General features: G+C 57.7%; 20 protein-coding genes, 1 other RNA gene and 1 pseudogene. 16 read left to right on the top strand and 6 right to left on the bottom strand.

Going from position 1 to position 20,628, the window contains the following annotated elements:
* Positions 1-112 precede the first annotated feature (112 nt).
* The 4 genes from hupB (at position 113) to LRS40_RS01840 (ending at position 3,480) form a co-directional block, all read left to right on the top strand.
* Positions 113-385: a nucleoid-associated protein HU-beta gene (hupB, locus tag LRS40_RS01855; RefSeq protein ID WP_002444653.1), complete on the top strand. Its 273-nt coding sequence runs from the start codon at positions 113-115 to the stop codon at positions 383-385.
* A 211-nt stretch (positions 386-596) separates the two neighbouring features.
* Positions 597-2,468: a peptidylprolyl isomerase gene (gene ppiD / locus LRS40_RS01850; RefSeq protein WP_231312966.1), complete on the top strand. Its 1,872-nt coding sequence runs from the start codon at positions 597-599 to the stop codon at positions 2,466-2,468.
* 148 nt (positions 2,469-2,616) lie between these two features.
* The gene (locus LRS40_RS01845) at positions 2,617-2,985 is read left to right on the top strand and encodes a helix-hairpin-helix domain-containing protein (RefSeq protein WP_142488440.1); all 369 of its coding nucleotides are present in this window, start codon (positions 2,617-2,619) and stop codon (positions 2,983-2,985) included.
* Between the two features lie 96 nt (positions 2,986-3,081).
* A complete protein-coding gene (locus tag LRS40_RS01840) occupies positions 3,082-3,480 on the top strand; it encodes a YbgC/FadM family acyl-CoA thioesterase (protein ID WP_156263093.1) in 399 nt (132 codons plus the stop codon).
* Positions 3,481-3,534: 54 nt separating this feature from the next.
* Here LRS40_RS01840 and queC read toward each other — a convergent pair whose 3' ends face one another.
* Positions 3,535-4,230 carry a 7-cyano-7-deazaguanine synthase QueC gene (gene queC / locus LRS40_RS01835; RefSeq protein ID WP_142488442.1) on the bottom strand — a complete coding sequence of 232 codons (696 nt, stop codon included), beginning with the start codon at positions 4,228-4,230 and terminating at the stop codon, positions 3,535-3,537.
* A 66-nt stretch (positions 4,231-4,296) separates the two neighbouring features.
* Positions 4,297-5,997 (bottom strand): SgrR family transcriptional regulator, encoded by a 1,701-nt coding sequence (locus LRS40_RS01830; RefSeq protein ID WP_231312965.1) that lies wholly within the window; start codon positions 5,995-5,997, stop codon positions 4,297-4,299.
* A 102-nt stretch (positions 5,998-6,099) separates the two neighbouring features.
* Between LRS40_RS01830 and cof the strand changes: the two genes are divergently transcribed.
* A complete protein-coding gene (gene cof / locus LRS40_RS01825) occupies positions 6,100-6,918 on the top strand; it encodes an HMP-PP phosphatase (RefSeq protein ID WP_142488444.1) in 819 nt (272 codons plus the stop codon).
* A 40-nt stretch (positions 6,919-6,958) separates the two neighbouring features.
* Here the strand turns inward: cof and LRS40_RS01820 are convergent, their stop codons facing one another.
* Positions 6,959-8,005 carry a PLP-dependent cysteine synthase family protein gene (locus tag LRS40_RS01820; RefSeq protein WP_156263095.1) on the bottom strand — a complete coding sequence of 349 codons (1,047 nt, stop codon included), beginning with the start codon at positions 8,003-8,005 and terminating at the stop codon, positions 6,959-6,961.
* A gap of 115 nt (positions 8,006-8,120) precedes the next feature.
* Between LRS40_RS01820 and LRS40_RS01815 the strand changes: the two genes are divergently transcribed.
* The 5 genes from LRS40_RS01815 to amtB all read left to right on the top strand — a co-directional run bounded on the left by LRS40_RS01815 (position 8,121) and on the right by amtB (position 14,020).
* Positions 8,121-8,579, top strand: a complete 459-nt coding sequence (locus tag LRS40_RS01815) for an Lrp/AsnC family transcriptional regulator (RefSeq protein ID WP_106992153.1) — start codon at positions 8,121-8,123, stop codon at positions 8,577-8,579.
* Positions 8,580-8,621: 42 nt separating this feature from the next.
* The gene (locus LRS40_RS01810; protein WP_231312964.1) at positions 8,622-10,394 is read left to right on the top strand and encodes a SmdA family multidrug ABC transporter permease/ATP-binding protein; all 1,773 of its coding nucleotides are present in this window, start codon (positions 8,622-8,624) and stop codon (positions 10,392-10,394) included.
* On the top strand, positions 10,387-12,165 hold the full coding sequence (locus LRS40_RS01805) for a SmdB family multidrug efflux ABC transporter permease/ATP-binding protein (RefSeq protein WP_142488448.1): 1,779 nt from the start codon (positions 10,387-10,389) through the stop codon (positions 12,163-12,165). The genes LRS40_RS01810 and LRS40_RS01805 overlap by 8 nt, the downstream gene beginning before the upstream one ends.
* 196 nt (positions 12,166-12,361) lie before the next feature.
* On the top strand, positions 12,362-12,700 hold the full coding sequence (gene glnK, locus LRS40_RS01800) for a P-II family nitrogen regulator (protein ID WP_142488449.1): 339 nt from the start codon (positions 12,362-12,364) through the stop codon (positions 12,698-12,700).
* A gap of 33 nt (positions 12,701-12,733) precedes the next feature.
* Positions 12,734-14,020: an ammonium transporter AmtB gene (gene amtB, locus LRS40_RS01795; protein WP_142488450.1), complete on the top strand. Its 1,287-nt coding sequence runs from the start codon at positions 12,734-12,736 to the stop codon at positions 14,018-14,020.
* Between the two features lie 95 nt (positions 14,021-14,115).
* Here the strand turns inward: amtB and tesB are convergent, their stop codons facing one another.
* Positions 14,116-14,976, bottom strand: coding sequence for an acyl-CoA thioesterase II (tesB, locus tag LRS40_RS01790; protein ID WP_106992157.1), 861 nt, complete (start codon positions 14,974-14,976; stop codon positions 14,116-14,118).
* 208 nt (positions 14,977-15,184) lie between these two features.
* Here tesB and LRS40_RS01785 point away from each other — a divergent pair, with 208 nt between their 5' ends.
* Positions 15,185-15,754, top strand: a complete 570-nt coding sequence (locus LRS40_RS01785; protein WP_156263098.1) for a YbaY family lipoprotein — start codon at positions 15,185-15,187, stop codon at positions 15,752-15,754.
* Positions 15,755-15,787: 33 nt separating this feature from the next.
* On the opposite strand, the pseudogene LRS40_RS01780 reads toward LRS40_RS01785, so the two are convergent.
* Positions 15,788-16,111, bottom strand: a pseudogene (locus tag LRS40_RS01780) (MGMT family protein); the annotation flags it as partial.
* 166 nt (positions 16,112-16,277) lie between these two features.
* Here LRS40_RS01780 and ffs point away from each other — a divergent pair.
* The 3 genes from ffs (at position 16,278) to LRS40_RS01765 (ending at position 17,146) form a co-directional block, all read left to right on the top strand.
* Positions 16,278-16,374, top strand: an RNA gene (gene ffs, locus LRS40_RS01775) — signal recognition particle sRNA small type.
* 305 nt (positions 16,375-16,679) lie between these two features.
* The gene (locus LRS40_RS01770) at positions 16,680-16,931 is read left to right on the top strand and encodes a hypothetical protein (protein WP_142488453.1); all 252 of its coding nucleotides are present in this window, start codon (positions 16,680-16,682) and stop codon (positions 16,929-16,931) included.
* A complete protein-coding gene (locus LRS40_RS01765) occupies positions 16,928-17,146 on the top strand; it encodes a hypothetical protein (protein ID WP_142488454.1) in 219 nt (72 codons plus the stop codon). Before LRS40_RS01770 ends, LRS40_RS01765 begins: the two co-directional genes overlap by 4 nt.
* Positions 17,147-17,291: 145 nt before the next feature.
* Here the strand turns inward: LRS40_RS01765 and LRS40_RS01760 are convergent, their stop codons facing one another.
* Positions 17,292-18,713: a PLP-dependent aminotransferase family protein gene (locus tag LRS40_RS01760; RefSeq protein ID WP_231312962.1), complete on the bottom strand. Its 1,422-nt coding sequence runs from the start codon at positions 18,711-18,713 to the stop codon at positions 17,292-17,294.
* Positions 18,714-18,797: 84 nt separating this feature from the next.
* Between LRS40_RS01760 and LRS40_RS01755 the strand changes: the two genes are divergently transcribed.
* Together LRS40_RS01755 and LRS40_RS01750 are read left to right on the top strand one after the other, a co-directional pair.
* Positions 18,798-19,406: a YitT family protein gene (locus LRS40_RS01755; RefSeq protein WP_231312961.1), complete on the top strand. Its 609-nt coding sequence runs from the start codon at positions 18,798-18,800 to the stop codon at positions 19,404-19,406.
* Between the two features lie 76 nt (positions 19,407-19,482).
* The gene (locus LRS40_RS01750; protein ID WP_142488457.1) at positions 19,483-20,556 is read left to right on the top strand and encodes a LacI family DNA-binding transcriptional regulator; all 1,074 of its coding nucleotides are present in this window, start codon (positions 19,483-19,485) and stop codon (positions 20,554-20,556) included.
* Positions 20,557-20,628 lie beyond the last annotated feature (72 nt).

Genomic DNA, 20,628 nt, shown 5'->3' with positions numbered 1-20,628 from the left:
CAGCCATCAACAACGGGTGTTGTAAGGTCATGGCAGGCCTGATATAACTGCTGCGCGGTCGCGTTTTGAAGGATTCAGGCGCGATATAAATTATAAAGAGAGGAAGAGAAGAGTGAATAAATCTCAACTGATTGACAAAATTGCTGCGGGTGCTGATATCTCCAAAGCTGCGGCTGGACGTGCGTTAGATGCTTTGATTGCTTCTGTTACCGAATCTCTGCAGGCTGGGGACGACGTGGCGCTGGTAGGTTTTGGTACTTTTGCTGTTAAAGAGCGTGCTGCCCGTACTGGCCGCAACCCTCAGACCGGTAAAGAGATCACCATCGCTGCTGCTAAAGTTCCGGGCTTCCGCGCCGGCAAAGCGCTGAAAGACGCAGTAAACTGATCGCTTTCTTACGTCAGGGAAGTCGAAAAGTACAAGGGCGCATCATTTGATGTGCCTTTTTTGTTTGTCCAGGCCTGATTTATGTGAGTTTATGCGAGTTGTGGGCTGACAATCGCCCCGGTTTCTTGTCACAATACGTCTTTACGCGCTGCGGTCAGGATTTCCGCCAGCGTCAGGTCACCAGTCACCTACAGCGGAGTGTGGTTACACCATGATGGACAGCTTACGCACGGCTGCTAACAGTCTCGTGCTCAAGATTATTTTCGGTATCATTATCGTGTCGTTCATTTTGACCGGCGTGAGCGGATACCTGATTGGCGGTAGTGCAAACTACGCCGCAAAAGTGAACGACCAGGAAATCAGCCGTGGGCAGTTTGAGAATGCATTTGCCGGTGAACGTAACCGCATGCAGCAACAGCTGGGCGATCAGTTCTCTGAGCTGGCGGCGAATGAAGGGTACATGAAAAACCTGCGTCAGCAGACGCTTAACCGTCTTATCGACGAAGCGCTGCTGGATCAGTACGCTCGTGAAATCGGTCTGAGCATCAGCGACGATCAGGTCAAGAAAGCCATTTTCTCTACCCCGGCTTTCCAGAATGACGGCAAATTCGATAATACCCGCTATAACGCGATCGTGAATCAGATGGGGATGACGCCGGATCAATACGCTCAGGCGCTGCGTAACCAGTTGACCACTCAGCAGCTGATCAACGCAGTGGTGGGTACGGATTTCATGCTCAAAGGCGAAGCGGATGAGCTGGCGACGCTGGTTTCTCAGCAGCGCATCGTGCGTGAAGCCACTTTCGACGTTAACGCCCTTGCTGCGAAACAGCAGGCGAGCGACGAAGAGGTGAAAAGCTACTACGAGCAGAACAAAAACAACTTTACCTCCCCGGAGCAGTTCCGCGTGAGCTACATCAAGCTGGATGCGGCTGCGATGCAGGAAAACGCAACCGATACGGAGATCCAGTCCTACTACGATCAGCATCAGGATCAGTTTACCCAGCCACAGCGTAACCGTTTCAGCATCATTCAGACTAAAACTGAAGCCGAGGCCAAAGAAGCACTGGACGAGCTGAACAAAGGCACCGACTTCGCGACGGTCGCGAAAGAGAAATCTACCGACATCATCTCTGCCAAAAACGGCGGTGATATGGGCTGGCTGGAAGAGGGCACCACACCGGACGAGCTGAAAAATGCCGGCCTGAAAGAGAAAGATCAACTTTCTGGTGTGATTAAATCCTCTGTCGGTTTCCTGGTGGTGCGTCTGGATGACATCACCCCTGCGACCACCAAACCGCTGGCTGACGTTCGCGATGATATCGCGGCGAAAGTGAAGCAGGAGAAAGCGCTGGATGGTTTCTATGCGTTGCAGCAGAAAGTGAGCGACGCGGCCAGCAATGACAACGAGTCGCTGGTCGGCGCTGAGCAGGCTGCGGGTGCAAAAGCGGTGACTACCGGTTGGTTTGGTCATGACAACCTGCCGGAAGAGCTGAACTTCAAACCGGTTGCGGATGCCATCTTCAATGGTGGTCTGGTAGGCGAAAACGGCACACCGGGCAGCAACTCTGACATCATCACCGTCGACGGCGACCGCGCCTTTGTGCTGCGCGTGAGCGAGCACAAGCCTGAAGCGATCAAGCCGCTGGAAGAAGTGAAAGATCAGATTACAGCGCTGGTTAAGCATAACAAAGCCGTGCAACAGGCGAAGCTGGACGCTGAGAAGCTGCTGGCTGAGCTGAAAGCCGGTAAAGGTGACGAGGCGCTGAAAGCGGCTGGCCTGAGCTTTGGCGAGGCCAAAACGCTGAGCCGTACCGGTCAGGATCCGATCAGCCAGGCGGCATTCGGTCTGAGCCTGCCGGCAAAAGACAAGCCAAGCTTCGGTATCGCCAACGATATGCAGGGCAACGTAGTGGTTCTGGCGCTGGACGAAGTGAAAGCGGGCACCATGCCGGAAGCGCAGAAGAAAGCAATGGTTCAGGGTATCACCCAGAACAACGCGCAAATTGCTTTCGAAGCACTGATGAGCAACCTGCGTAAAGAAGCCAAAATCAAGCTGGGCGATATCATCACCCAGCAGTAATTACGTTGCTGCTCGCAAATTTGAGCAACGTACTGCAATACTAAAAGGCCGCTTTCGCGGCCTTTTCCATTTCTGCAATCTGCTGTTTGTCCCGCAAAAGCGGCCCGTTTATGGTGAGTGGGCTGTCAACAAACAAGGAGAAAACAGCATGAAACCTGGAATCAAAGCCCTTTTTATTACGCTTGCCCTTGCGTCTGCAGGAATGAGCCACTGCGCGCTGGCGGCGACACCAGCCGCCAAAACGCAGGCTGCACAAGGCAAGTCTGATGCGCCACCCCTCGCCACATCACCCCAGCAGTCGAAAGCGGCGGAAGCGGAGAAGGGGCGGATCAGCATCAATTCTGCCTCGGCGGAGGCGCTGGCGCGGGTGATGAACGGCGTGGGGCTGAAGAAAGCCCAGGCGATCGTCAGCTACCGTGAAGAATACGGCCCGTTTAAAACCCTCGACGATCTCAAGCAGGTGCCCGGCATGGGCGGAGCGCTGGTGGAGCGTAACCTTGCGTATTTGACGCTGTAATCACTTGCACAGTGGCAAAAATTTGCCAGGATAAAGAGGTCATACCAGTTATGACCTCTGAATCTTATAAATAACAACTCTTAAGGCTATTGCGCTATGCAGACCCAAATCAAAGTACGCGGCTACCACCTTGATGTTTATCAACACGTTAATAACGCTCGTTATCTTGAGTTTCTCGAAGAGGCGCGCTGGGAAGGGCTGGAAAACAGCGACAGCTTTCAGTGGATGACCGAGCGGCGTATCGCCTTTGTGGTGGCGAACATTAACATTAACTATCGCCGTCCCGCAGTCCTCAGCGATCTCCTCACCGTCACCAGCCAGCTACAACAGCTGAACGGTAAAAGTGGAGTGTTGAGTCAGGTAGTAACTCTCGAGCCGGAAGGGCAGGTGGTGGCAGATGCGTTAATTACCTTTGTTTGCATTGATCTAAAAACGCAAAAAGCGCTGCCGCTGGAAGGAGAGTTACGTGAGAAGCTGGAGCTGTTAATCAAATAACGCCGCTTCTGATGCCGGGTGAAGCGGAGACTTCCCCCGGCAGACTGGCCCGGATCAGTTAAGACCGGTTTTCTTTTTCAGGGCTGCCATCACTCCGGCTTTATCGGCCAGATAGTGGTTCAGACCGTTGGCACGCAGGTTACAGGCAGCGCACTGGCCACAGCCATCGCCCTGAATGCCGTTGTAGCAGGTCAGCGTTTCGTTACGTATCAGCTCCAGCTTGCCCCAGTAATCGGCCAGCGCCCAGGTCTCGGCTTTATCGAGCCACATCAGCGGCGTTTCGAAGCGGATATCTTTGGCCATCCCCAGATTCACGGCATGGTTAAGGGCTTTCACAAACTCGTCGCGGCAGTCCGGGTAACCGGAAAAGTCGGTTTCGCACACGCCGGTAATGATCGCCTCGGCTTTCACCTGGTAAGCGTAGATGGCAGTCAGGGTCAGGAAGAGAATATTACGTCCCGGCACGAAGGTATTCGGGATCCCTTCGGCATCCGGTTCGTAATCCGGCACCGGAATGCTGTCGCGGGTGAGGCTGCTCACCGCCAGTTCGTTGAGCAGGGTGACATCCAGAACCTTATGCGCCCGTGCACCGAGTTTCACCGCCAGTTTCTGCGCGACCTCAATTTCTTCGCTATGGCGCTGACCATAGTCAAAAGTCACACAGTGGACTTCATCATATTGCTGCAGAGCCTGAACCAGACAGGTCGTGGAGTCCTGACCTCCACTGAACACGACAACGGCACGTTTCATAAATCTTCCCAACTTGGACGGTTAAAAACCTATGGTAGCGTCTGCCCGTGGCGGCGACCAGCTTCTTCACGTTTTCGGGGCCGGTAGCCAGGCCTCGGTAAAATCAAACCAGCCGCGCGGATTCAGGCGGATGCCGTTTACCCCCGGCGGGGCGCTGATTTGATACTGATAGTTAAAGAGCGGCGTCAGGACGGCACGCTCCATCAATTGGGAGAACACCTCTTTCAACGCCAGATGGCGCGCTGCGGCGTCGGGCAGAATCTGAACCGCATCCAGGGTCGCCATCAGATGCGCAAACTGCGGGGCGCTGAGCAGGTGCGGCCAGAGAGCATCGCAGCGCAACCACTGCTCCAGGGTATATTCCGGGGCCTCGCCAATCAACCTGTCGCCCATCATGATATCGGCATCCGGCAGGGCAGTGCAGCCATCCCAGGTTTTCGCGTCATGAAAAATCACCGTCAGCTGACAGCCTTCATGGGCCAGATAGCGTTTAAGCTGCTCCGCCATGGTGTGTAACTCCACCGGCAGGTGGTAAATCAGGGTGAGCGCCGTCGGCAGAGCGGTGGTGTTCGCCTGCGGCCACTGTGGGATTGACCAGCCCGGCAGCAACTCCTGGGTTGGGGTAATGAGATTCTCGTCCAGCGGCAGCGTATGCAGCAGCGAGGTGTGATGAATGATGTCGATCAGCCTGCGGGCCTGCGCCTCGCTTAACCGACCGCTCTGCTTCAGCGTGAGATAACAAAAGCCGAGGCTGATGCTGTTACTGACCAGCCGCAAACTGGCAAGCTCCTCCGGTTCGCCAATGGCGATCTGCACCGGATGACGGCAGCTGGTGCCTAAGTCCTGGGCAAAAAGCTGGGGAGTGATCCAGTACTCAATCGCTTTCAGCAGCGGATGCCCCAGATGATATTGCTCGTGGCTTTCCAGCCGGACCAGATCCGCATCGAAGATCGCCAGCCGAAACGGCCCGCTCCCCGTCAGGGGCTGTTCGGGGTGGGCAAGACGGCTACAGTAGCTTGCCAGGCGATGCGCCAGCCAGTGATCCGGTTGATGTAACACGAAGGTCAGGCACTGGGGGTGGGTCACCTCAATCTGTTTGACGCTGTTAAACAGTTTACGCAGCGCGGGCAGGGTGAGCAGTCGTGCCAGCTGGCTCTGTAGCTGGGCCGCCTCGACTTTGTCACCGTTATGCCAGTGCAGCGTGGAGCGAATGTAGAAGTGCCAGCGTAATCCATCAGCGGCGATCTCCCAGTGATGTGCCAGGTCGCCCCCCGGCTCGCTGCTGGTGTCGTTGAACCGCGTCAGGCCGGAAAAGATCTGCCCGACCAGATGCTGCTCGGCACGTCCGGGTAAAAAGCCCGGATAGAGCGGATCGAGTGGCCGGTAATAGGGAATGCGTAACGTCGGGGTGTTGTTCTCCCACTGCCCACCGAGATAAGGATGCAGCAGGGCGCGCAGCGCCTGGGGTGCCAGCTGGGCCAGTTCCAGGGCATTGTGCTGCTGGCCGTTTTTCAGCGCCTGTTCCATCATCGTATTGCGCAATGATTCCGGCGTGACGTGAAAGCGCAGCTCGCCGCGCTTACCGCGCCCGGACTGGGCCTGCCAGCTTAGCCAGCCCGCCTCCTGGGCCTGACGCAAGAGCGTACGCACGTGTCGTTCACTGCAAAAACAGCGGCTGGCCAGTTCAGCCACGCTCACCTGCTGTGGCGAACCGGCTGAGGGTTGCCACAGCCGTTGGTACTGATTAAGTCGATTGAGCTGGCGCATAGGAAACCCGGAACAATAATTTTTATCTATTCAGTATTACTTCCGTATATATCACGCAATACTGATGCACAAGTTAACCCCCTCACATTTTTCGGAGTTCCCATGGCGCGGCTGGCTGCATTTGATATGGACGGCACCTTGTTAATGCCGGACCACCGTTTAGGCGACAAGACGCTGAGCGTGCTTAAGCGGCTGCACGAGCGCGACATTACGCTCACTTTTGCCACGGGCCGACATGTGCTGGAGATGCGCCACCTGATGGGCGCGCTCTGCCTTGATGCCTTTTTGATTACCGGCAACGGGACGCGCATTCACTCTCTGGAGGGGGAGGTGCTCTATCGTCAGGATCTCGCCCCGGATGTGGCGGAGCAGGTGCTGCACACCACCTGGGATACCCAGGCCAGCATTCACGTGTTTAACGACACCGGCTGGCTGACCGGAAAGGAAATCCCGGCACTGCTGGAGGCGCACGTCTACAGCGGCTTCCAGTATCAGCTGACCGATCTGCGCCGTATTCCGGCCCATGCGGTGACCAAAATCTGTTTTTGTGGCGATCACGACGATCTGTGCCGCCTGCGCATCCAGCTTAACGAGGCGTTGGGGAGTCGCGCGCATCTCACCTTCTCGGCGATCGATTGTCTGGAAGTGCTGCCGGTCGGGTGCAACAAAGGTTCTGCCCTGGCGGTGCTGAGCGATCATCTTGGCTTAACGTTGCAGGAGTGTATGGCGTTTGGCGATGCGATGAACGATCGCGAGATGCTGGGCAGCGTGGGCCGCGGCCTGATTATGGGCAATGCGATGCCACAACTGATCGCTGAGCTCTCGCATTTACCGGTTATCGGACACTGCCGCAACGAGGCCGTGTCCCATTTCTTAACCCATTGGCTGGATACACCTGATCTTCCTTATTCCCCCGAATAGTGAGACCCTTCCAGCAAGCCAGACGAGAGTCTGGCTTTTTTTATTTTACCAGCCGGGTAATCTCCGCCAGCCACGGCGTTACGTCGCCAATGTTGGTCTGCACCCACTCTGCGTTGTAGTAGGTATCCAGATAGCGCTCACCGCTGTCGCATAACAGCGTAACGATGGAGCCGGTTTGTCCTGCCTCCCGCATCCGCGCGGCCAGCTGCAACGCGCCCCACATATTGGTCCCGGTAGAGGCCCCAACCTTCCGGCCAAGCTGCGTTTCCAGCCAGTGGGCGGTGGCGACGCTGGCGGCATCCGGCACGCGGAGCATCTCGTCCACTACGTCAGGGATAAACGACGGCTCGACGCGCGGGCGGCCAATCCCTTCGATTTTGCTGCCCACCGGGCTGCGCAGGGCAGGGTCGCGCTGCTGCCAGTAATCGAGAAACACCGAGTTCTGCGGATCCACCACCATCAGGCGGGTATCGTAGCCCTGGCAACGAATATAGCGGCCAATGGTGGCCGAGGTGCCGCCGGTCCCGGCGCTCATCACGATATGGGCCGGCACCGGATGAGGCTCGTTTTGCATCTGGCGGAAAATACTGTCGGCAATGTTGTTATTGCCGCGCCAGTCCGTTGCCCGCTCCGCATAAGTAAACTGATCCATATAGTGACCGTTCAGCTCCCGGGCCAGCATCTCTGAGGCGGCATAAATTTCGCAGGCGCTTTCCACAAAGTGGCAGCGGCCGCCGTAAAACTCGATCTGTTCGATTTTGCGTTTTGCCGTACAGGAAGGCATCACGGCGATAAACGGCAGGCCGAGCAGGCGGGCAAACCAGGCTTCCGAGACGGCAGTGGACCCCGAAGAGGATTCGATGATTGTCGAGTCTTCTTTGATCCATCCATTACATAGCCCGTAAATGAACAACGAGCGTGCCAGACGGTGCTTCAGGCTGCCGGTCGGGTGGGTGCTTTCGTCTTTCAGATAGAGCTGAATACCGGCAAAACCCGGCAGGGTCAGGCGAATGAGGTGTGTGTCCGCCGATCGCTGATAATCGGCGTTAATTTCACTGATGGCGTTTTTAACCCAGGCGCTATTCATCTCGGTAATCCGTTTGTCATTTTGTGCCCAGCATAGCGAAAAGCACAGAAAAAATTGTTGCTATCTGGCCTTTAAAATAGAATGTAAGGAGAAAAATTTTCTCTGGAGGGTGGGTATGCTAGATAAAATTGACCGTAAGCTGCTGTCCTTACTGCAAAGCGACTGCACCCTCTCTTTGCAGGCGCTGGCGGATGCCGTTAATCTGACCACCACGCCCTGCTGGAAACGCCTTAAGCGACTTGAAGACGAAGGCATCCTGCTGGGACGCGTGGCGCTGCTCGATCCTGAAAAACTGGGGCTTGGACTGACCGCGTTTGTTCTGATAAAAACGCAGCACCACAGCAGCGACTGGTACTGCGGATTCGTCAGCGTAGTATCGGAGATGCCGGAAGTGCTGGGCTTCTGGCGGATGGCGGGCGAATACGACTACCTGATGCGCGTTCAGGTGGCGGACATGAAACGCTATGATGATTTCTATAAACGGCTGGTCAACAGCGTGCCAGGTCTGTCGAATGTCACCTCCAGCTTTGCGATGGAACAGATAAAATACACCACCGCCTTACCCATTGAATAACTTCCCGGCCCTGCCGGAATACGATCCTCAGGAAAAGACCGCGTGCGATTATTTGCTCAGTTAAGCTGGTACTTCCGCCGGGAGTGGCAACGCTATCTCGGTGCAGTGGCCCTGCTTATTATCATTGCCGTTCTGCAGCTCATCCCGCCGAAAGTGGTGGGCTATGTCGTGGATGGCGTAACGGAACAGCATTACACCACCGCACGGGTGATGATGTGGATCGGCACCCTGGTGCTGACGGCGGTGGTGGTCTATCTGCTGCGCTATGTCTGGCGCGTGCTGCTGTTCGGGGCCTCCTACCAGCTGGCGGTGGAACTGCGGGAAGATTTTTACCGCCAGCTCAGCCGCCAGCATCCGGAATTTTATCTGCGCCACCGCACCGGGGACCTGATCGCCCGCGCCACTAACGATGTGGACCGCGTGGTCTTTGCCGCCGGGGAGGGCGTACTGACCCTGGTGGACTCGCTGGTGATGGGCTGCGCAGTGCTGATTGTGATGTCCACGCAGATCAGCTGGCAGCTGACGCTGCTGGCCCTGTTGCCAATGCCCATTATGGCGCTGGCGATCAAACGCTACGGCGACCAGCTGCATGAACGCTTCAAGCTGGCGCAGGCGGCCTTCTCCTCACTCAACGACCGTACCCAGGAGAGCCTGACCAGTATCCGGATGATCAAAGCCTTCGGCCTGGAAGATCGCCAGTCGGCGCTGTTTGCCGCCGATGCCGCGGATACCGGGGCTAAAAACCTGCGCGTCGCCCGCATCGACGCCCGCTTTGATCCGACGATCTATATCGCCATTGGCACCGCCAACCTGCTGGCGATTGGCGGTGGCAGCTGGATGGTGATTAACGGTTCGCTGACCCTCGGCCAGCTGACCAGCTTTGCCATGTATCTGGGGCTGATGATCTGGCCGATGCTGGCCCTGGCCTGGATGTTTAATATCGTCGAGCGCGGCAGCGCGGCCTACAGCCGGATCCGCGCTATGCTGGCCGAAGCGCCAGTGGTCAACGATGGCAGCGAACGTGTGCCGGAGGGACGCGGCGAGCTGAAGGTTGCTATCCGCGCCTTTAGCTACCCGCACACGGAGCAGGCGACGCTCGAAAACGTTAGCTTCAGGCTGCAACCCGGACAGATGCTGGGCATCTGTGGCCCAACGGGCGCCGGAAAAAGCACTATCCTGTCGCTGATCCAGCGCCACTTTGATATTGACCAGGGCGAGATCCGTTTCCACGACATCCCGCTGCCGCAGCTGCAGCTGGATAGCTGGCGCAGCCGGCTGGCGGTAGTGAGCCAGACGCCGTTCCTCTTCTCCGACACTGTCGCCAACAATATTGCGCTGGGTTGCCCGCAGGCGACCCGGGAAGCGATCGAGCATGTCGCTCGTCTTGCCAGCGTGCATGAGGATATCCTGCGCCTGCCCCAAGGCTATGAAACCGAAGTGGGCGAGCGCGGCGTGATGCTTTCGGGCGGGCAGAAGCAGCGTATCTCCATCGCCCGCGCGCTGCTGCTTAATGCCGAGATCCTGATCCTCGACGATGCCCTTTCCGCCGTCGATGGCCGCACCGAACACCAGATCCTGCATAACCTGCGCCAGTGGGGGGAAGGGCGCACGGTAATTATCAGCGCCCATCGTCTGTCGGCCCTGACCGAGGCGAGCGAAATTCTGGTGATGCAGCACGGCCATATCGCCCAGCGTGGGCAGCATGAACAGCTGGCGGACCAGTCGGGATGGTATCGCGATATGTATCGCTATCAACAACTGGAAGCGGCGCTGGATGACGTGCCGGAAATGAACGAGGAGGCCGCCGATGCGTAGTTTTTCCCAGCTGTGGCCGACCCTTAAACGCCTGCTGGCGTATGGCTCGCCGTGGCGCAAACCCCTCTCGCTGGCGGTGGTGTTGCTGTGGATTGCGGCGATCGCCGAAGTGACCGGCCCGCTGCTGATCAGCTATTTCATCGACAATATGGTGGCAAAGAACTATCTCCCGCTCGGCCTGGTGACCGGGCTGGCTGTGGCCTATGTTGGCTTGCAACTGCTTGCGGCCGGATTGCACTATGCCCAGTCGCTGCTGTTTAACCAGGCCGCCGTTGGGGTGGTACAGCAACTGCGTACTGACGTAATGGATGCCGCCCTGCGCCAGCCGCTGAGCGAATTCGATACCCAGCCCGTCGGGCAGATCATCTCCCGCGTCACCAACGATACGGAAGTGATCCGCGATCTCTATGTCACGGTGGTCGCCACGGTGCTGCGCAGCGCCGCCCTTGTCGGCGCCATGCTGGTGGCGATGTTCAGCCTCGAGTGGCGCATGGCGCTGGTGGCGATGGCCATCTTCCCGGCGGTGATGATTGTGATGATTATCTACCAGCGCTACAGCACGCCGATTGTCCGTCGCGTGCGGGCTTATCTGGCGGATATCAACGATGGCTTCAACGAAGTTATCAACGGCATGAGCGTTATCCAGCAGTTCCGCCAGCAGGAGCGCTTTGGCGAGCGGATGGGCGAGGCCAGCCGCTCCCACTATATGGCCCGCATGCAGACCCTGCGGCTGGATGGTTTTCTCCTGCGCCCGCTGCTCAGCCTGTTCTCGGCACTGGTGCTGTGCGGACTGCTGATGCAGTTTGGTTTTGCCGCTGGCGGCACCATTGAGGTCGGCGTGCTCTATGCCTTTATCAGCTATCTGGGCCGTCTTAACGAGCCGCTGATCGAGCTGACCACCCAGCAGTCGATGCTGCAACAGGCGGTGGTTGCCGGCGAGCGCGTCTTTGAGCTGATGGATCGTCCGCGTCAGGCCTACGGTCATGACAATCGCGACCTGCAAAGCGGCACCATTGAGTTTGATAAGGTCTCTTTCGCCTATCGCGACGATCGGCTGGTGTTGCAGGATATCGATCTGAAGGTCCCATCCCGGAGCTTTGTGGCGCTGGTAGGCCATACCGGCAGCGGTAAAAGTACCCTCGCCAGCCTGCTGATGGGGTACTACCCGCTCACCGAAGGGGAAATTCGCCTCGACGGGCGTCCGCTCTCGACCCTGAGCCACGCCGCGCTGCGTAAAGGGGTGGCGATGGTGCAGCAGGATCCGGTGGTGCTGGCCGATACCTTCTTCGCCAACGTCACGCTCGGGCGGCCGTTTAACGAGGAGCAGGTTTGGGACGTGCTGGAGAAAGTGCAGCTGGCAGAACTGGCGCGTGGCCTGCATGACGGCATTCACACCCGCCTCGGCGAGCAGGGGAATAACCTCTCCGTGGGGCAAAAACAGCTGCTGGCCCTGGCGCGGGTGCTGATTGATACGCCGCAGGTGCTGATCCTCGATGAAGCCACGGCCAGCATTGACTCCGGCACTGAGCAGGCGATCCAGCAGGCGCTGACCGCGGTACGTGAACACACTACGCTGGTGGTGATCGCCCACCGCCTGTCGACCATTGTTGAGGCGGATACCATTCTGGTGCTTCATCGCGGCCAGGCGGTTGAGCGCGGTACCCATAAGCAACTGCTTGAGGCGAAAGGGCGTTACTGGCAGATGTATCAGCTGCAACTGGCCGGTGAAGAGCTGGCTGCCAGCACGCGCGAAGAGTCGCTCAGCGCCTGATGCACTAAAATTAAGCAACCTGCCAGCCGCTGAATCGGTTGGTGCAAAAATGAAACGCATCATGCACTGTCATGGTGCGTTTTTTTTCGCCTTCTCTACGCCACGCCTCGTCCCCCCTCTCTTTTCAATTCTGGCACACCGCTTGCAATACCTAATCCGTTCGCGAGCCATTACCGAATTCTGACTGGAGAGATATATGAAGCTGGTTACCGTGGTCATCAAACCATTCAAGCTCGAAGACGTGCGTGAAGCACTCTCTTCAATGGGTATTCAGGGACTGACCGTCACCGAGGTGAAAGGCTTTGGGCGACAGAAAGGTCATGCGGAGCTGTACCGTGGCGCCGAGTATAGCGTCAACTTCCTGCCAAAAGTGAAGATTGACGTGGCGATCGCCGACGATCAGCTGGATGACGTTATCGACGTGATTAGCAAAGCAGCCTACACCGGCAAAATTGGCGACGGCAAAATTTTCGTTGCTGAGCTGCAACGCGTTATTCGCATTCGTACAGGCGAAGCCGACGAAGCGGCACTGTAAAAAATCAGGCACACAGTGATAGGGATCGAGAAAATGAACACAACAACATTCAAAGCAGGTCTGGGGTCTCTGGCACTGCTGCCGGGGCTGGCAATGGCTGCACCAGCGGTGGCAGACAAAGCCGATAACGCCTTTATGATGATTTGCACCGCGCTGGTGCTGTTTATGACCATTCCGGGGATTGCGCTGTTTTACGGCGGCCTGATCCGCGGCAAAAACGTCCTCTCCATGCTCACTCAGGTGACGGTGACCTTCGCCCTGGTGTGCGTCCTGTGGGTGGTTTACGGCTACTCGCTGGCCTTCGGTGAAGGTAATGCCTTCTTCGGCAGCTTCAACTGGGCGATGCTGAAAAATATCGAGCTGACCGCGGTGATGGGCAGCTTCTATCAGTACATCCACGTGGCGTTCCAGGGTTCATTCGCCTGTATCACCGTCGGCCTGATTGTCGGGGCGCTGGCGGAACGTATTCGCTTCTCCGCGGTGCTGATCTTCGTCGTGGTATGGCTGACGCTCTCCTATGTGCCGGTGGCGCATATGGTCTGGGGCGGCGGTCTGCTGGGCTCACATGGCGCGCTGGACTTTGCGGGCGGTACCGTGGTTCACATCAACGCCGCAGTGGCGGGCCTGGTGGGGGCATACCTGATCGGTAAACGCGTCGGTTTTGGCAAAGAGGCCTTCAAACCGCATAACCTGCCGATGGTCTTTACCGGCACCGCAATCCTTTACTTCGGCTGGTTTGGCTTTAACGCCGGTTCCGCCAGTGCAGCCAACGAAATTGCGGCGCTGGCCTTCGTGAACACCGTTGTGGCCACGGCGGGCGCTATCCTCTCGTGGATCTTTGGCGAGTGGGCGGTACGCGGTAAACCATCCCTGCTGGGTGCCTGTTCCGGTGCCATTGCCGGTCTGGTTGGCATCACCCCGGCCTGTGGTTTTGTCGGTGTCGGCGGTGCGCTGATCATCGGTATCGTCGCGGGTCTGGCCGGTCTGTGGGGCGTCACTGCGCTGAAACGTGTGCTGCGTGTGGACGATCCTTGTGATGTCTTTGGCGTGCACGGCGTGTGTGGCATCATCGGCTGTATCATGACCGGTTTCTTCGCCTCTACCTCACTGGGCGGCGTCGGCTACGCAGAAGGCGTGACCATGGGACATCAGGTTCTGGTTCAGCTGGAAAGTATCGCCATCACGGTGGTCTGGTCGGGCGTAGTGGCCTTTATCGGCTACAAACTGGCGGACATGACGGTGGGTCTGCGCGTGCCGGAAGAGCAGGAGCGTGAAGGTCTGGACGTCAACAGCCACGGCGAGAATGCGTATAACGCGTGATGAGAGGTATTGCCCGGTGGCGCTACGCTTACCGGGCTTACGGATTATGCTTTTGAAGGCCGGGTAAGGCGAAGCCGCCGCCCGGCTTTTTCACATCATCCTCGATTACGCATCACCCCTTCCTGCACGGTAGAAGCCACCAGCACGCCGTCCTGCGTATAGAACTCACCGCGAACAAACCCACGGGCGCTCGACGCCGACGTGCTCTCCACGCTGTACAGCAGCCAGTCGTTCATATCGAACGGACGGTGGAACCACATCGAGTGGTCGATAGTGGCAACCTGCATCCCTTTTTCAAGGAAACCTACGCCGTGCGGTTGCAGCGCGACCGGCAGGAAGTTGAAATCGGACGCGTAACCCAGCAGATACTGATGGACGCGGAAATCTTCCGGCACCGTCCCGTTGGCGCGGATCCAGACCTGACGCGCCGGCTCGGCGGTATGGCCCTTCATCGGGTTATGGAACTCAACCGGGCGGATCTCCAGCGGTTTGTCGCAGAGAAACTTCTCTTTCACCTGCGGGGGCAGCAGATGCGCCAGCGCGCGGGCAATATCCGTTTCAGACTTTAATTCGTCCGGTGCCGGGGCAGGGGGCATCGTTTTCTGATGCTCATAGCCCGGCTCCGGTGCCTGGAACGACGCCGTCATATAGAAGATCGGCTTACCGTTCTGCACCGCGGCCACGCGGCGGGCGCTGAAGCTGTTGCCGTCACGCAGGACTTCTACGTCATAAACGATTGGTTTTTGGCTGTCGCCAGGGCGCAAAAAGTAGCTGTGAAAGGAGTGCACAAAGCGTTCCGCAGGTACTGTCTCTTTAGCTGCGTAGAGGGCTTGCCCCACAACCTGACCGCCGAATACCTGGCGCAAGCCCAGATCTTCGCTTTGTCCCCGAAAGAGTCCTTCTTCAATTTTTTCCAGGTTTAATAATGTCAGCAGATTGCCTAGTGCCTGACTCATAGTCGTCCTCAATTAAAACGCCGTGGCGAAAGATAGGCAGAGTATAACGCAGAAATGGAAGTGGTCCGATGGGTGCAATAATCTGAATAACAGGGAGATTCCAGGCATAAATAATTGATGTGTGCCACACTTACTCTCGTTAACCTGGTATTAACCACTCATCTGGCGGTATCGATCCCGCTGGTGCATTGATGATAAGGAGAACTCAATGAAACTCGTGCACGCGTTAAGTGGTTTAGCGGTAGCGGTTGCTCTCTCTGCCTGTGCAGATAAAAGTGCAGATATCCAGACGCCAGCGCCAAACCCAAACACTGCTGCCGTGGCGGCTCAACCGACCATTCAGCAGCCAAATGTTTCCGGGACCATCTGGATCCGTCAGAAAGTGGCTTTGCCGCCGGATGCGGTATTAACCGTCACCCTGTCTGATGCCTCTCTGGCCGACTCACCGTCGAAAGTACTGGCGCAGCAGGCGACCCGTACCGAAGGTAAACAGGCTCCGTTCAAGTTTGAACTGCCGTTTAACCCGGCGGACGTGCAGCCTAACGCGCGTATTCTGCTGAGTGCCGCGATCACCATTAACGATAAGGTCGTACTGGTGACCGATATCGTGAAACCGGTAATTAATCAGGGCGGGACCAAAGCCGATTTGGTGCTGGTGCCGGTACAGCAGACCGAGTTGCCGTTACAGCCTGGCGGCGGTGCGCCCACGACCGTACCTTCCACTTCGCCAACTCAGGTGAGCCCGTCTACGGCCACCCCGGCACCTACCCAGCTTTAATGTCGCCAGCCCCTCTCGCCTGAGAGGGGCTGTTTAATACCGCCAGCGGTATTGCTGCAAATCAATCTCCCCGCTACCTGATACCTGTACCCCTTCGCTGAGCAAGGCCTGACGCTGACGCTGTAAATCAGGGCCGGTTAAGGAGATCGCCCCGTGGCGGTTCACCACCCGATGCCAGGGCAGGGTACTGCCTTCCGGTAGCCGTTTAAGTACGCCGCCCACCTGCCGTGCAGCGCGTGGAGAACCTGCCAGGCGTGCTACTTCGCCATAGGTGGTGACGCTACCTTCGGGAATTGAGGCTACTATCTGCCAGACTCGCTGAGGAAAAGAGTCGTGCTCATCCATTTTTTGCTCCTGTGTTGAGGGCATAATAAAGATTACCCGGCAAGACAGGAAGAAAGCGTGCACTCTGTAAACGCTTTGCGCAATAAACCATCACCCGGACGCCGTTAACTTGCAATTGCTATCTGGTACAGTGATAATGCGCCAGCGCGTTGGTTAACAACGCTCTCAATGGGGGCTCTGTTGGTTCTCCCGCAACGCTACTCTGTTCACCAGGTCAGGTCCGGAAGGAAGCAGCCAGGGCAGACGACGTGTGTGCCGGGATGTAGCTGGCAGGGCCCCCACCCATTTCTGCCTTCCGCAAAATTTCTCGTCTTCTCCCATCATTCAGCACTTTCATGCCACAGGCCCAACTTCTTTTCGTTTACCCATAGCAACCCTAAGCACATTATATATTTCTGAACTGACCTGTTTATTTCGTTAATTGTCATCATACTGAAATGTGGTTGTCATTATTCTGTCATAAATGTTGTGCAGGGTAAGTGTGACATTTTTATGATATATAAGCAGGCAATATATATCTGGATAATAATGATAACTTCGTGTATTAATTTAACAAATTGATGTCAAGGACGTAGCCACCATGACCACTGCCGTGCTGAATGTAAAAATCGACGAAGCGCTGAAAGAGAAGCTTCGTCATTACGCAGAAGTGAACAATGAGAATCTCAGCGTTACCACAGAGAAACTGCTGCAAATGGCCTTTGCTGTAGCAGACGAGGCGGGAGTAACGGAAGAGGATATCGACAATCAACATACGGAAGAAGAGAACGTAGCACCTTTTACTCCTAAAGAAATCAAAGCATTAAGAAAAATTCTGAAGAAGAAAAAATGAAACAATATCAGCAATCCACCGCCAGCAGCTACTCGGAAGCCTGCACGCTTCTGCGCTCTGGCTATGTCAAACATGTCCGCCTGGGCTGGGATGTTGGCAGTGATGAGTTCTTTCGAATTGCGTCTGATTGGTGTGATACCGGCGCAAAAATAAAGAAAGAAGGCGATAGTTTTGTTATTTCCCTGAAAGGTTTCCCTATCCCTGCTCAGCACTGACTTCTTTCCTGCTGAAAATGTCTGACTGTAACTATTACAGTCAGACATTTTTAAATCGTCGTTTTTACGCCGTTATTTGTGCGCCCGCTCACTTCTTCCCGGTAATAAATGTCGCTGTTACAGTCGCTCCTTTGCAGGCAGACGATTATACCAGGGGGCGTTTTAACACTTGTCCGCTTTCATTCAGCGCCAGCCACAGCGGCTTGATCCGCACCAGCGCGCTTTCCAGCTCCGCCGGCTCCAGCGAAAAGGGCATCCGCAGATAGCGATCAAAGGCCCCGGAAAGACCGAAGCGCGTACCGGTTCCCAGATGAATACCTGCCGCTTCGGCGCGGGTAGCCAGTTGGGTGGCTAACATATCCGGCAGCTCCACCCAGTAGGAGAGCCCACCTTCCGGGATCTGGAAACGCCACTGGGGAAAATGTTCCCTCAGTAACGTCGCACAGCGATCGCGGTGTTCACGCAGCATTTGACGCCGCGCCGGTAAAAATGCGTCGCCGTTATCAATCAACCACAGGGTTGCCAGCTGCTCCAGCAGCGGCGAGCCGAGATCGAGGGTATCGCGGGTTTGCGCCAGGGTTGCGATAGTGCGCGCCGGGGCGCGAATCCAGCCCAGACGCAGGCCTCCCCAGAAACTTTTTCCCGCCGAGCCCAGCGTAATGACATTGCCGTTCGGGCAGAAGGCCGCCAGCGGCGGCGGTGGAGGGGCATCGAACCAGAGATCGGCCATGGTTTCATCCACCACCAGCGTGGTGCGGGCCCGGGCGGCAATGGCGGCAATGGCCTCACGGCTGGCCGCGTCCATGCAGCGGCCGGTGGGATTGTGAAAGTCCGGCATCAGGTACGCCAGGCGAGGCGCGGTCTGGGCGAGGGTGGCGGCAAAGCCGTCGATATCCCAGCCGGTCTGCGGCAGCGACACACCAACTGGCCGGCAGGATGCTCCCTGAATGGCGGCGATAGCCAGCGGGTAGGTAGGGTGATCCACCACCACCCTGTCGCCGGGTCCGGTGAACATCCGCAGCACCAGCGCCAGCCCGCTGACGGCACCGTTCACCACCATCACCTCTTCCGCCCGGGTAGGCAGTCCTCGTGCCCTGTAGCGCGCGGCGATGGCCTCGCGCAGCCCCAGCAAACCCAGCTGGTCGTAGCCGGTTTGCGTCAGATGCTGCGTAATAGCGGTCAGGGCGTGGGTATAGGCCTGATGGATCTCCGGTCCGGCGCCCAGTGCAGCGGTGGAGAGATCCAGCGCCGCGCTGGCATTGGCGCGGGTCGGAGGCGTGCGGCTGTCGGGCAGGATCACCCGGGATCCACTGCCATGGCGACTTTCGAGATAGCCTTCATCGCGCAGATGCGCAAGTGCGCTGCTGACGGTGGTACGGCTCACCTCCAGGGTTAAGGCCAACTCGCGCTCGCCCGGCAGGCGCGTATCCAGCGCCAGCCTGCCGTCGAGGATCAGCAGGCGTAACGCATCGGCCAGCTGACGCCATAGCGGGGTACGGGAGGGCTCCTGCTGCCAGTGGCCCAACAGGCGAACTAATGACTGGCTTCCAAATCGACGCGATGACATAAGCAGTCCACTTTTTCAAAACTGGATATTAATCATAGTGCCATTTCAGGTAATGATGAAAGCATCGCTAACCGGAGAAAGATCATGTTGCGTCGATTACTTCAGCTTTACGTCGGATTAAGCCTGTATGGCCTGTCAACGGCGATGTTTATACGATCGGATCTGGGGGCCGATCCCTGGAATGTCTTCCACCTCGGGGTGGCAAAACTGCTGGCCATGGATATTGGCACCGTCATCATCCTGACCGGCGTGCTGGTGCTGCTGCTGTGGATCCCGCTGCGACTGCGCCCGGGTCTCGGCACCATCAGTAACGTGATTGCCATTGGCCTGGCGGCCGACGTCGCACTGACGTTTATTCCGGCTATCGACTCGCTGGTGGCGCGCAGCCTGTTACTGGTGAGCGCGGTGATCGTCAATGCGCTGGCGACGGGCATGTACATTGGCGCCGGGTTTGGCGCCGGGCCGCGCGACGGCCTGATGACCGGGATCAACGCCCGTACCGGCTGGTCGGTACGCAGCGTGCGCACGGCGATTGAGGTTTCAGTCCTGCTGTTTGGCTGGGTGCTGGGAGGCACTTTTGGTGTGGGAACCGTGCTGTATGCCTTAAGCATCGGCCCGCTGATCCAGATTTGTCTGCCGTGGTTTCGTCGGAAGCCGCGCCTCTTAGCTCCGCAGCCTGAGCGCGTTGTCTGATTTTGCGAAGCGCTCACATGCTTTACGCGATGGGTTATGACAGAATACGCGCATCAGTCATTGCAACGCGACGCGCATGAAAGCCATAACCCTTTACGATGTTGCCCGCCTGGCGGGCGTTTCCTATCAAACCGTCTCGCGGGTCATTAATGATGCGGCGCATGTCTCCGCCCGGACCCGGGAAAAAGTGCTCCAGGCGATGGCCGAATTGCACTATGTCCCCAACCGCGGGGCCCAGCAGCTGGCCGGAAAGCGCACCCGCACCCTGGGGCTGATCACCACCGACCTTGCCCTGCATGCCCCCTCGCAGATTGCCTCGGCGGTCAAGACGCGCGCAGGCGAGCGCGGGGCGAGCGTGCTTATCTCCATGGTCGAAAATCCGCAGCAGTGTCTTGCAGCAGTGCAGGAGCTGCTGGCGCAGCGCGTGGAGGGATTGCTGGTCAACGTACCGCTGGAGGACGAGCTGGCAGAAAGTTTGCAGGCGCAGGCCGCCCCGGTGCCGGTGTTATTTCTTGATGTCTCGCCCACCGCCCGGGTGCACAGCCTGGTGTTTGATGCCGAACAGGGCGCAACGCTCGGCGCGCATCATCTGCTGGCGCTGGGCCATCAGCGGATCGCCCTGCTCGGTGGGCCACGAAGTTCCGTTTCGGCGCGTGCCCGTCTTGCGGGCTGGCTGTCCACTCTGGAGGCGGCTGGGGTAGAGCCCTGCGCCATCGCCCAGGGCGACTGGAGCGCTGCCTCGGGTTACGAGAAAGGCCATCAGCTGTTGGCCGGTGCCACGCTCCCGCAGGCGATTCTGGTGGCAAACGATCAGATGGCGCTCGGCGTGATGCGTGCCTGCGCCGAAAAAGGCATTACCGTGCCGGGCCAGCTCTCGGTGGTGGGGTTTGACGATACCACCGACAGCGCGTGGTTCACCCCGCCACTGACCACCGTTCGCCAGGCCTTTCGCGAGGCCGGGCTGCGCAGCGTGGAGTGGCTGCTGGGGCAGCAGGGTCACGCCGGGCAGGAGCCCGCACAAACCCGTCTCCCTGTCACCCTGGTCGAACGACACTCCACCGCCCGGGAAGGGATCCCACAGGGGAGTGAAGATCTCGCTCAGCAGCTAAAATCCCTGGCCCTGCTGGCTGAACAGCTGGCGCGCCGTTAACGCTTTTGTGATCGTCATCGCTTCATGACGCTCTCCTGCTTTACCCTGTCCTCCAGGCAGGGCATTGTAATA

Origin of the sequence: Leclercia sp. G3L, from assembly GCF_021117075.1 — a bacterium.
Lineage (GTDB): Bacteria > Pseudomonadota > Gammaproteobacteria > Enterobacterales > Enterobacteriaceae > Enterobacter > Enterobacter adecarboxylatus_C.
This window is presented reverse-complemented; position numbering and strand designations above follow the sequence as displayed.

Bases quoted from the DNA above. Each gene is read 5' to 3' on its own strand.
- ppiD (WP_231312966.1), top strand. From the start codon at position 597: ATGATGGACAGCTTACGCACGGCTGCTAACAGTCTCGTGCTCAAGATT.
- LRS40_RS01845 (WP_142488440.1), top strand. From the start codon at position 2,617: ATGAAACCTGGAATCAAAGCCCTTTTTATTACGCTTGCCCTTGCGTCT.
- LRS40_RS01840 (WP_156263093.1), top strand. From the start codon at position 3,082: ATGCAGACCCAAATCAAAGTACGCGGCTACCACCTTGATGTTTATCAA.
- queC (WP_142488442.1), bottom strand. From the start codon at position 4,230: ATGAAACGTGCCGTTGTCGTGTTCAGTGGAGGTCAGGACTCCACGACC.
- LRS40_RS01830 (WP_231312965.1), bottom strand. From the start codon at position 5,997: ATGCGCCAGCTCAATCGACTTAATCAGTACCAACGGCTGTGGCAACCC.
- cof (WP_142488444.1), top strand. From the start codon at position 6,100: ATGGCGCGGCTGGCTGCATTTGATATGGACGGCACCTTGTTAATGCCG.
- LRS40_RS01820 (WP_156263095.1), bottom strand. From the start codon at position 8,005: ATGAATAGCGCCTGGGTTAAAAACGCCATCAGTGAAATTAACGCCGAT.
- LRS40_RS01815 (WP_106992153.1), top strand. From the start codon at position 8,121: ATGCTAGATAAAATTGACCGTAAGCTGCTGTCCTTACTGCAAAGCGAC.
- LRS40_RS01805 (WP_142488448.1), top strand. From the start codon at position 10,387: ATGCGTAGTTTTTCCCAGCTGTGGCCGACCCTTAAACGCCTGCTGGCG.
- glnK (WP_142488449.1), top strand. From the start codon at position 12,362: ATGAAGCTGGTTACCGTGGTCATCAAACCATTCAAGCTCGAAGACGTG.
- amtB (WP_142488450.1), top strand. From the start codon at position 12,734: ATGAACACAACAACATTCAAAGCAGGTCTGGGGTCTCTGGCACTGCTG.
- tesB (WP_106992157.1), bottom strand. From the start codon at position 14,976: ATGAGTCAGGCACTAGGCAATCTGCTGACATTATTAAACCTGGAAAAA.
- LRS40_RS01785 (WP_156263098.1), top strand. From the start codon at position 15,185: ATGAAACTCGTGCACGCGTTAAGTGGTTTAGCGGTAGCGGTTGCTCTC.
- LRS40_RS01770 (WP_142488453.1), top strand. From the start codon at position 16,680: ATGACCACTGCCGTGCTGAATGTAAAAATCGACGAAGCGCTGAAAGAG.
- LRS40_RS01765 (WP_142488454.1), top strand. From the start codon at position 16,928: ATGAAACAATATCAGCAATCCACCGCCAGCAGCTACTCGGAAGCCTGC.
- LRS40_RS01760 (WP_231312962.1), bottom strand. From the start codon at position 18,713: ATGTCATCGCGTCGATTTGGAAGCCAGTCATTAGTTCGCCTGTTGGGC.
- LRS40_RS01755 (WP_231312961.1), top strand. From the start codon at position 18,798: ATGTTGCGTCGATTACTTCAGCTTTACGTCGGATTAAGCCTGTATGGC.
- LRS40_RS01750 (WP_142488457.1), top strand. From the start codon at position 19,483: ATGAAAGCCATAACCCTTTACGATGTTGCCCGCCTGGCGGGCGTTTCC.